Here is a 10,950-nt window from a genome sequence, read left to right on the forward strand (position 1 = left end):
TATAAGGATCGGGCGGATCAGGGTTCCAGAACCACCTTCAATGATTTATCACCTCGCTCCATGACGGCAAACGCCTCCTTGAACTCCGCCAGGGGGAATTTGTGCGTGACGACGTCGCGCATGTCGATCTTGCGGTTGCCGATAAAGTCGATGGCGCGCGGGTACATGTAGGGACCAAGGTGAGAACCGAGCACGTCCAGCTCCTTGCGGTCACCGATGATCGACCAGTCCACTGTGGCCTCATCGTTGAATACGCTGAACTCCACAAAGCGTCCGAGTTTGCGCAGCATCGCCAGGCCCTGATTGACCGCCTTATGGTGTCCGGTGGCTTCTATATAGATGTCGCAACCGTAGCCGTCGGTTATCTCACGGATCTTCGCCAGCACATCGACCTCGGCCGGGTTCCACACCTCGTCGGCACCCATGCGCAGGGCGAGGGCGGCGCGCTCGGGCTTCATGTCGAGAACGATGAGTTTTTTCGGGTTACGCATGCGCACCGCGCCAATGATCCCGAGGCCCAGTGTGCCGGCCCCGGCGACGACCACAATGTCGTCGAAATCGACATCGGCCCGTTCGGCTGCGTGCAGCGAGCAGGCCAGCGGCTCGATGAGAATGGCTTCGTCCGGGGCAATCGAGTCGGGCACCTTGTGAATGATGCCTTCCTTGGTAAAAATCATGTACTGGGCCATGGCGCCCTGCACGTTGTTCTGGAAGCCGTAAAGGTCGTGCTTCTGGCACATCCAGTACTGTCCGTGGTTGCAGAAGCGGCAGCCCCAGCACGGCACGATCTGCTCGGAGATCACCCGGTCGCCAATCTGCACGCCACGCTTTTCGGCACCAGGGCCGAGCGCCACCACGCGACAGACGAATTCATGGCCTGGAATCATCGGTGGTTTGACGTAGCGAGGCTGCTCGGCATCGCCCCAGAACGAGGGCGCGCCGCGATAGGTCTTGATGTCGCCCATGCAGATGCCACACAGCTCGACCTTGGTGAGGATTTCGTCGGGGCCGGGAGTCGGCACATCCACGGTTTCCAGCCGGTAGTCTTCCGGACCGTGGCAGACCACGGCCTGCATGGTTTTCGGTATGACCGGTGAAAGTTGTTCGGCAGTGCGTTCGGTGGCGGTGGACATGACGATGAACCTCACGACAGAAAAATGAATTACTGGATGCTGTAGCCGCCGTCGATCACTACGTTTTCGCCGGTGATCATGCTGGCTGCGTCGCTGAGCAGGTACAGGGCCAGCCCGGCTATTTCCTCCGGCTGAGCGAAGCGGCCTGCCGGGATCTGTGTTTTGGCCCGTTCTCCGACTTCGCCCGCCCAGGCCTTTTTGCCCAGCGCGGTCTCGACGATGGTGGGCGATATGGCGTTGACGTTGATGTGCGGTGCCCACTCCATGGCCAGTACTTTGGTCATGCCGACCACTGCGGCCTTGCTCGCGCAGTACGCGACGTGCCTGTCCAGGCCAATGACTGCGGCCTGCGAGGCAAGGTTGACGATGCGTCCGCTGCCTTGGCCGAGCATGTGTCGCGCGCAGGCCTGGGCGACGAAGAAACTGGCCTTGAGGTTGATCTCCAGCGTTGTGTCCCAGGCCTCTTCGCTGACGTCGACAGCCTTGTCCAGCATGGCTACCCCGGCACTGTTGACCAGATAATCGATGCGCTGGAAATGCTCGAAGACGCTGTCGATGGTGCTGTTGACCTGATCGACCCGGCGCAGGTCGACCGCAATACCAATGTGCCCGCTGCCCAGGCCGGCGGCGACCTCGGCCACTGCCGGGTCACGGTCCAGCAGTGCGACCCGCGCTCCGCGTGCGACCAGCAGGCTGGCACAGGCAAGGCCAATCCCGGCTGCTCCGCCGGTGATGACCGCACAACGGCCATTGAGATCGAACGCCTTGTTCCAGAATTCAGACATGAAGATGACTCCTGTAGCGCTGTTTTTTTGAAGATTCAAACACGTTAGCTTTTGATTCTGGCCGAAGGCCGTGGGAGCGAACCGGGCGACGCTTCGCTTGTTCGCGAAGAGGCCGGTATGAGCGCCGACCGGTTACTTGCCGCCGCTGACCTGTTTGTACAGCGCATCGGCGTTGGCATCGGTGACCGGCACCCAGGGCAGGATGTAGTTCTTGTCGGTGCCGTCGCCCCATTTGACGTCTTTGGCATAGCGCTCCCAGATCACCGACTGCGGCTTGTAGTCCTTGCCGGCCAGGGTGCGAAGGGCGACATCGAGGGCGCCCTGCGATTGGGCCTGGGCGTCCTGCAGGAAGGTCGTGATTTCATTTTTCTTCGCCGCCTGGATGGCATCAGGCATGCCGTCGATGGAGGTGATCGGCACATCGGCAGGCTTCAGGTTGCGCGACATGACCGCTTGCAGGGCACCGAGAGCCATGTCGTCGTTCTGCGAAATGATCCCGGAGATGCCACCGTTCTGGTGCGCGTTGAGCCAGTCTTCAGTCAGGGTCTGGGCTTCGGCCCGGGACCAATTGGCGGTCTTCTTCTCGATGATCTTGATGTCCGGGTGTTTGCTCAGGACTTCCAGTTCACCTTTTTCCCGATCAATTTGCGCCGACTGGCCAATCGGCCCCTGGATGATCACCACATTGCCTTTGCCCTTGAGTTTGTCGACCATGGCCTGTGCCTGCAGGCGACCACCCTCGACATCGTCGTTGCCGACGTAAGGCACCTTGTTGCCAGCAACCCGGGTGTTCGATGCGATGACCGGTATGTCGTTTTCCATCGCCCTGGCCACCGTGCCGACGCCGGCCTTGGTGTCGATGGGCACGAAAATGATCGCATCGTAGTGCTGGGTGATCATGGTCTCTATCTGATTGTTCTGGGTCAGCGCATCGTAGTTACCGTCGAACACGGTGATTTTCACGGTGCCGTCCTTGACCGCCGGATGCTCCTTGAGCTCTCGCACCCAGTTCTGCATGAACTGCCCCTTGAGGCCATACACCGCCGCGCCGATCTTGTAAGTCTTGCCATCGGCGGCCATGGAGATACTGCTGGCGAGCAGGGAGAACGCCGCGACAGCGGCCAGGGATGTACCGAATTTCATGATAAGAACCTCGTTATTGTTGTAGTCAGTCGTTCATGCCGGTTTAGCGTTTTTTCTTGCGCCACACATCAATCAACACTGCGAACACGATGATCAGGCCCTTGGCGACCTGCTGGTAATAGGAGGACACGCCGAGCAGGTTAAGGCCGTTGTTGATCACGCCGATCAGTAGCGCACCAAACAGCGTGCCGACAATGCTGCCGGTGCCTCCCGACAGACTGGTGCCGCCGATGACCACTGCTGCGATAGCGTCCAGTTCGTAGGACATGCCGGCCTGGGGCAGGGCGGAGGTGGTTCTGGCGGACAGCACTACGCCTGCCAGTCCGGCGAGCAGCCCGGAAACCACGTACACCGAAAACATCACCTTGCGTACGCCGATACCGGAGGTGCGTGCGCTCTTTTCGTTACCGCCGACGGCGTACACGTAACGGCCGTAGGTGGTGTAGCGCAGGACCATCCAGAAAATCAGCGCAACCACCGCGAAGATAATGATCGGCACACCAATCGGGCCGATCCGGCCGATACCCAACGCCAGGTATTCTTCGGGCAGGTCAGTCACCGGGCTGCCGTCGTTGAGGATGAAGGTCATGCCGCGGGCGATGCTGAGCATGCCCAGGGTGGCGACGAACGGTGGAATCGAAAGATTGGCGACCATGAAGCCATTGACCACGCCGAGCATGGCACCGGCAAACATGCCTGCGCTGACTGCCGCCAGCAGGCCATAGCCCTGTGTCGCCACCAGTGCGCTGCACAATCCGGCGAACGCCAGAATCGAGCCGACGGAAAGGTCGATGCCCTTGGTCAGGATCACGTAGGTCATGCCGACCGCGAGAATGCCGTTGATCGAGGTCTGGCGCAGGATGTCCATCCAGTTGCGCCAGGTCATGAAATATTCGCTGGCAAAAGCCAGTACCAGGCACAACAGAATGAACACCAGCGGCAGGCCGAAACGGTCGAGAGACAGACGCAGGCGGCTGCGTGGAGACGTGGAGGCTGGTGCGATGATGGTTTTGGCATTCATGAGGCAAGACTCAACAGGACTTCCTGGGAAAGATCGGCATCGCTGCTGATGGTCACCAGCTTGCCACCTTTGAACACGGCGATTCGGTCACTGAGGCGCAGCAGCTCCGGCGCCTCCGAAGAGACCACGATGGCGGCCCCGCCAGCGCGTACGAACTGATCCAGCAGGTGATAGATTTCCTGCTTGGCACCCTCGTCTATGCCCCGGGTCGGCTCGTCGCAGAGCAGGCACACCGGTTCGGTGGAGAGGCATTTGGCGAGGACGACCTTCTGTTGGTTGCCGCCGCTCATCGACGCGACGGGCAGATCCAGCGACGTCGTCTTGATCTGCAGGCGCTTGACCATGTCTTCGGCCAGCCTGTGCTCCTTGCGGGCATCGATCAGCGACCAGTTCGATAGCCGGCGGTAAGCCGACAGCGCGATGTTGGACAGGATGCTGCCGCTGAGCACCAGGCCGCTGTCCTTGCGGTCTTCGGTGACCAGTGAAACGCCCGCGCGAATGGTCGCCTTGGGTATACCGACCGGCAGTGGCTTGCCTTGCAGGGTCACGCTGCCGGCGTCCGGTGTGGTCAGGCCATAGAGACAATTGAGGAACTCGCTGCGACCCGAGCCCATCAGCCCATAAATGCCGAGAATTTCGCCGTGACGCACGTGCAGGCTGATGTCTTCGAACTCGCCGTTGCGGCTCAGGCCCTCGACCTTCAGGCAGCACTCGGCTGCGCATTCGCGGCCGACCTTGTGATCGATACGCGCCAACTCCTGACCGACAATACCGCGCACCAGGTGTGCCCGGTCGATATCGGCCATGCGTCCGCTTTCGACAAAGGCGCCGTCGCGAAAGATGCTGTAATCGTCGGCAATCTGTGCCAGCTCGCTGAGGCGGTGGGAAACATAGATGATGCCTGCGCCCCGGGCGGCAAGCCGGCGGATGGCCTTGAACAGGATTTGCGCTTCACGCTCGCCGATGGCTGAGGTGGGCTCGTCCATGATCATCACCGAGCAGTCATGGCTGAAGGCCTTGGCAATTTCCACCAGTTGTATCTGCGCCACACTCAGCAAATGCATAGGGCTGGTGGCGTCGACGTCGAATTCCAGCTCGTCCAGCAGTGCGCGGGTGCGTCGGTTCAGTTCCTTGCTGTCGACAATGCACCCGGCCCGACGTGGCTCGCGGCCCAGCCAGATATTCTCGGCGACGGTCATGAAGGGGATGGGTTCCAGCTCTTGGGTGATCATCGCAATCCCGGCTGCCAGAGCATCGCCGGGACGATTGAACTGCACCGGCTCGCCGTTGAGCAGGATGGTCCCTGCATCACGTTGGGTGATGCCCATCAGAATGCTCAGAAAAGTGGACTTGCCCGCGCCATTGCCGCCGCACAGGGCGTGCACGCTTCCGGCTCGCAATGAGAGACGCCCGTCACGCAGGGCGGGGATGCCAGCGTAAGCCTTGGTGACGTGTTCAGCCTGGAGCAGTAATGGCTTGGCCATTGGCGTGTCCTCGTGCTGTGAATTCTTATTAGGTGCTGATGCGTTGCTCAGTGAGCATATGTGTACCAAATGAAATTCTGATCAGTCAATCTGTTTCATATAAAAGTTTTGAAGTGTCGCCTGAGAGGCACTGCTGCGTTGGTTTTGAGCTTGTGTTCAGCGTTTGCTGGAAAACTTGCTTGACAGAACCGAGCTAATGTTCGAGAAATGGCTGATCGGAATTTCACCGATTGAACATTTGGTCAGATGATAAGACCTCGGCAGCGGAGCCTGATGCCATGAACACACCTTTCGCGGTGGCTATCGGATGTGATGAAGCGGGTTATGAACTCAAGGAATTGTTGAAGCGCCATATCGAGTCACTGGGTTATCCGGTGACCGATTTCGGTACTCATTCCACGGCCCCGGTGCTTTACCCGGACATCGCCCTGGCCGTGGCCACAGCCATCAACGCCGGGCAGCAGCGGCTTGGCGTGCTGGTCTGTGGGACCGGAATAGGCATGGCCATCTCCGCCAACAAGGTCTTCGGCATTCGTGCCGCCCAGGCTCACGACACCTATTCGGCCGAGCGAGCGCGCAAGAGCAACGATGCGCAAATTCTTTCCATCGGTGCACGGGTGATCGGCACGGAACTGGCGAAAAGCATCGTCAAATCGTTTCTGGAGTCTGAGTTCGAAGCCGCGCGCTCCGGCGCCAAGGTCGAACGCATCAATGCGATAGAGCGTGACGGGCATCAATAGTCAGTGGACGGGACAGGGCGGGAGTAGGGAGAATGTGCCTTTGACGCCGAAACGGAAGCCCGTTCACATGAGTGACAGTACCCAGCGCATGGCCAGCGACATCGACCTGATGACTGAAGTCGCGATGCTCTATTACCTTGAGAACGTCACTCAGGAGGCCATCGCCAAACGCTTTGACCTGTCGCGCGCGAAAGTCAGCCGACTGCTCAAACGCGCACGTGATGAAGGGATTGTCGAAGTACGGGTGCTGCAGCACCCGGCGATGAACAACGAGCTGGAACTGGCGCTGGTCGAGCGCTTTCAACTGGACAGGGCGTTGATTGCAGTCGACCACAGCGACCCGGACACCCAGCGCTCGGCGGTCGCCAGCCTGGTTGCCAATTACTTGAACAAGACCCTCGGCGACGGCATGATCGTCGCGGTAGGCATGGGCCGCAATGTGGGTGCGGTTGCGGACAACGTCTTCCTGCCGGTGACGCGCAATTGCACATTTGTCTGTGCCATCGGCGGTTCGCTCAAGGCGGGCGAGTACATGAACCCCGACCACATCTGCCGCCGTCTGGCGCTGCGCTTCGGTGGCGAAAGCGAGAGCCTGTACGCCCCGGCGCTGGTCGCCAACCCCGAACTGCGCAGTGTTCTGATCAGCAACGACACCGTGCGCTCGACGCTTGACCGTGCGCGGCGTGCCGACATGGCGCTGATCGGTATCGGTGACATGAGCGAGAACAGCAATATGGTGCGCATGGGCTGGTTCTCCCCGCAGGAAATCGCCCAGGCCAGGCTGTCCGGCACGGTGGGCGACATGATGGGCTATGACTTCATCGACATTCACGGTCAGCCTGCGGTCAATGCGATACAGGGCAGGGTGATCGGCCTCACCGTGCAGGAACTGTTTCGTATCCCGGATGTAGTGGCCATCGCCAGTGAAAACACCAAGGCGGCCGCCACGCTGGGTGCCTTGCGCTCAGGCGTGATCAACACCCTGGCAACCACCGTCACCAACGCCCATACCATCCTTGCCCTGGATGACGCGACACGCAAAAACTGACACTACGGGCGAAATCCGTGGTCGAAAGCGTCGCTGCGCAAGATCGGATAACAATAAAGGGCAAGGAAGATGATTCTCAAAGTGACCGGTATCGTCATCGCGATACTCAGCCTCATTCTGCTGTTCATGGGCGCGCAACTGGTGGCTGCCGGCGGTTCACCGGCCTACTCGGTGATTGCCCTGGGTTTGCTGGCCACAGCAACCCTGGTATTCCTGAAAAGGAAATCGGCACTTACCCTGTATGCCGTGATGATGTGGGCGATCCTGATCTGGATCATCTACGAAGCCGGCCTCGACAAATGGCAGTGGATCCCTCGCGGCGATCTGTTTGCACTGATCGGCCTGTGGCTGGCCATGCCCTGGGTAGTGCGGCCGCTTTATCAGGCGCGCTCGAGCACCGATAAGCGTCGTTTTCATCCGTTGCTTGGCGGTACGCTTGGCGCAATGCTGCTGATCGTGATTGCGCTGATGTTTCACGATCCGTACCCGCAGCAGGGGCGGATCGACAACGTGGCGACCACCCGCAGCGCCGAGTCGGCAGGCAGTGACTGGGCTGCATATGGCGGTAGCAACGCGGGCCAGCGCTTCTCCAGCCTCGATCAGATCAACCCGGACAACGTCGGCAAGCTGTCAGTCGCCTGGGAATACCACACCGGCGACCTGCGTGATGAGGACAAGGACGCTGGCGAGTACACCTTTGAAGCGACGCCCCTCAAGATCAACGACCGGGTGTACGTGTGCACGCCTCATAACGAAGTGCATGCACTGAACCCGCAGACCGGGCAACTGGCCTGGAAATACAACCCCAAAAAAAAACGCTCGTACCTGCAACAGCATCAGACCTGCCGTGGCGTCAGCTATTATTCCGCAGCCTCCAGCTCGACGGGTCAGCCACAACAGCCGGCTCAGTGCGCCAAACGCATCATCACCGCGACTGCAGACGCCAGACTGGTAGCGCTTGATGCCGACAGCGGCAACCTGTGCAGCGACTTCGGCAGTGGCGGGGTGATCGACTTGAGCGTCAACATGGGCACCATCCGCCCGCACGCGCTGATGCAGACCTCCGCGCCACTGATTGCCGGCGAACTGATCGTGATCGGCAGCTCGATCATGGATAACGGCTATAACGATGGCAACCCGTCCGGGGTGATTCGCGCCTACGACGTCATCACCGGCCGGCTGGTATGGAATTTCGATCCGCAAAACCCGGACAACACGCAACCCATAGCGGCTGACCAGAACTATCCGCAAGATACGCCGGTCGCTTGGGCAACCCTGAGCGCCGATGTTAAAAACGGTCTGGTGTACGTCCCGTTTGGCAACGCTTCGCCCGACGAAACCGGCACCCGGCGTAACCCCGACAGCAACACCGAGCAGTTTCGCGATGCGCTGGTGGCACTCGACCTGAAGACCGGCGCGCTACGCTGGAAATTCCAGACCTCCAACAATGACCTCTGGGATCGCGACAACCCCTCGCAGCCCTCACTGCTGGATCTGGGAAAGGACGGCAACCGCCAGCCTGCCGTGGTATTGCCGACCAAGGTCGGCAACATTTTCGTGCTTAACCGACTGACGGGGCAGCCGATCGTGCCTGTCGATCAGGTCAGTGTGCGCACCGATGGCGGTGTCGAAGGTGAGCGCTTTGCACCCACCCAACCGGTCTCGCGACTTAACTTCATCCCGCCGGTGTTGACCGAGAAGTCCATGTGGGGCGTTACGCCCTTTGACCAGATGGCTTGCCGGATCGCTTACAACACACTTCGTTATGACGGTAACCCCTGGACACCGGCCACCGAGTCAGGCTCGCTGATCTATCCCGGCAATATAGGCGTGTTCAACTGGGGGTCGGTGGCCGTGGACCCTGACCGCCAGTTGCTGATCGCCGCACCGGTACGTCTGGCGTATGTCTACAACCTGATCAAGCGCCCTGCGCAGGCCCAGGAAAAACGCCTGTTCACTCAGGAGGGCAAGCCCTACTGGAACGAGAACTTCGACGGTGACTACGCCATTCGTATTTCCAGATTCGCCTCGAGCCTTGGCATTCCGTGCACAGCGCCACCGTGGGGGACCATGGCCGGGGTCGACCTGACGACCGGCAAGACCCAATGGATGCGTCGGGTCGGCACCACCAAAAACCTCAAGACCAGCTTCATGCAGGGACGTTTTCCGGTTGGCTTTCCCATGGGCATGGTCGCCCATGGCGGTCCGATGGTGACGGCAGGCGGATTGGCTTTTCACGGCGCGACGGCGGATAACTTTTTCCGCGCCTACGACGTCAATAGCGGCAAAGTGCTCTGGGAACACGAGTTACCCGCGGGTGGCCAATCGATTCCTTCGACGTATACCGGCAACGACGGCAAACAGTACGTGGTCATCGCTGCTGGCGGTCACGGATCGCTCGGTACGACGCTGGGCGACAGCGTGATTGCCTTCCGGGTTGATTGAAAACAGGAGCGTCTGTGCGAAAGAGCCTTTAGTGGCCCTTTTTTCCGGGCGCGTATCGCTGCAGTTCATTCACCAGGGCATACGCGCTTCAATCACCTGCCATCCAGCGTGCCAGGCCATGTCGTCCGCTGACGCCCAGTTTGGCGGTAGCGCGCTTGAGGTAGGTCTCCACCGAACTGTTCTTGACCTTGAGGCGCTGCGCCATTTCAGCCACGGTGCCACCGGTCAGCAAGCCCAGGCAGACTTCCTGCTCGCGTGCTGAAAGTGTGACCGAGTCCTGTGCAAGCCTGCCAGTGAATGCCTGATCCAGCGAGCCAGGCTCAGGTTCGACGCGGGTGGCGTTGTTGCTGGACTGAGCGAGGCTCTGCGCGTGGTGCTCGACCAGCGGCAACAGCGTATCGGAGAGGCTTTTGAGCAAGGACAGTTCTGTCAGCGAAAACGCCCGCAACGCAGTCAGCCGATAAAAGCAGATGATCAGCCGACGTTCGCCGTGGCTGGACACCAGATTGCACTGGTGGGTGTTGTGCTGAGGATGTTGCGCGCTCAGCGGGGTCTTGAGCTGAATCAGCAACGGGTCCTGCATGTGCAGAATGCTGGGTAGCAGAGGATGGCCGGTGGCCTCGCTGCCGGGAGGGTCATGCTTCAGGCCCGCACTGCCCAGCGGATTGATACGACTGATGCTGCTCTCGCGCAGGTCCAGCGTCCATTCACTGAGGCCAAGCCCGTGAATAGGCACCAGCGAATCCACCAATTGCAGCATGTGCCCGGCAAAGGTGTCGTCGCCCGTACTGGACACCAGTTTGGCCAGTTGCAGATAGAAGCGTGGGTCGTCGTGGTACTCGAAATGTTGCGCCGTGTTCATCTTGAGCTTTCCTGATTCCGACCGCGCAAAAACGGACCATGTCGACTGCTGCGCGGCAACTACTGATTGCACTTACTGATAAGCCTGATGATGGCACTTGGTCTCCGGGTATTCAGCCTAACCTTTCATCCTGCGTCTGTAACAAAAAACAGGGACAGGATTGCAATCCGCTAAAAGTGTATCTGCGGTGGCATTTGGCCGTACGGCACTGTCCGGGTTAAAGGGGCCATACACATGTGGGACGGCAGTGCTTAATCCGCTGCCTACCCGCCAAGAAGGATCTTGAGCC

General features: G+C 60.0%; 9 protein-coding genes. 3 read left to right on the forward strand and 6 right to left on the reverse strand.

Annotation, left to right across the window (positions count from 1 at the left end):
- Positions 1-17: 17 nt before the first annotated feature.
- The 5 genes from JOE39_RS06670 to JOE39_RS06690 form a co-directional block, all read right to left on the reverse strand.
- Positions 18-1,133, reverse strand: coding sequence for an alcohol dehydrogenase catalytic domain-containing protein (locus JOE39_RS06670; protein WP_003395477.1), 1,116 nt, complete (start codon positions 1,131-1,133; stop codon positions 18-20).
- Positions 1,134-1,162: 29 nt separating this feature from the next.
- On the reverse strand, positions 1,163-1,918 hold the full coding sequence (locus JOE39_RS06675; RefSeq protein WP_003395476.1) for an SDR family oxidoreductase: 756 nt from the start codon (positions 1,916-1,918) through the stop codon (positions 1,163-1,165).
- A 132-nt stretch (positions 1,919-2,050) separates the two neighbouring features.
- Positions 2,051-3,061: a substrate-binding domain-containing protein gene (locus JOE39_RS06680; RefSeq protein WP_003395474.1), complete on the reverse strand. Its 1,011-nt coding sequence runs from the start codon at positions 3,059-3,061 to the stop codon at positions 2,051-2,053.
- A 43-nt stretch (positions 3,062-3,104) separates the two neighbouring features.
- Complete coding sequence (locus tag JOE39_RS06685) at positions 3,105-4,082, reverse strand: ABC transporter permease (RefSeq protein WP_003317694.1); 978 nt, start codon at positions 4,080-4,082, stop codon at positions 3,105-3,107.
- A complete protein-coding gene (locus tag JOE39_RS06690; RefSeq protein WP_210077666.1) occupies positions 4,079-5,566 on the reverse strand; it encodes a sugar ABC transporter ATP-binding protein in 1,488 nt (495 codons plus the stop codon). The genes JOE39_RS06685 and JOE39_RS06690 overlap by 4 nt, the downstream gene beginning before the upstream one ends.
- Before the next feature lie 278 nt (positions 5,567-5,844).
- Here JOE39_RS06690 and rpiB point away from each other — a divergent pair, with 278 nt between their 5' ends.
- The 3 genes from rpiB (at position 5,845) to JOE39_RS06705 (ending at position 9,799) form a co-directional block, all read left to right on the forward strand.
- Positions 5,845-6,306, forward strand: a complete 462-nt coding sequence (gene rpiB, locus JOE39_RS06695) for a ribose 5-phosphate isomerase B (RefSeq protein WP_003317697.1) — start codon at positions 5,845-5,847, stop codon at positions 6,304-6,306.
- Positions 6,307-6,373: 67 nt separating this feature from the next.
- Complete coding sequence (locus JOE39_RS06700; RefSeq protein ID WP_003346768.1) at positions 6,374-7,354, forward strand: sugar-binding transcriptional regulator; 981 nt, start codon at positions 6,374-6,376, stop codon at positions 7,352-7,354.
- A gap of 69 nt (positions 7,355-7,423) precedes the next feature.
- The gene (locus JOE39_RS06705) at positions 7,424-9,799 is read left to right on the forward strand and encodes a glucose/quinate/shikimate family membrane-bound PQQ-dependent dehydrogenase (protein ID WP_210077664.1); all 2,376 of its coding nucleotides are present in this window, start codon (positions 7,424-7,426) and stop codon (positions 9,797-9,799) included.
- Between the two features lie 88 nt (positions 9,800-9,887).
- Here JOE39_RS06705 and JOE39_RS06710 read toward each other — a convergent pair whose 3' ends face one another.
- Positions 9,888-10,661, reverse strand: coding sequence for a LuxR C-terminal-related transcriptional regulator (locus JOE39_RS06710; RefSeq protein ID WP_017279728.1), 774 nt, complete (start codon positions 10,659-10,661; stop codon positions 9,888-9,890).
- Between the last annotated feature and the right edge of the window lie 289 nt (positions 10,662-10,950).

The sequence above is a fragment of the Pseudomonas sp. PvP100 genome, assembly GCF_017833055.1.
GTDB classification, from domain to species: domain Bacteria; phylum Pseudomonadota; class Gammaproteobacteria; order Pseudomonadales; family Pseudomonadaceae; genus Aquipseudomonas; species Aquipseudomonas syringae.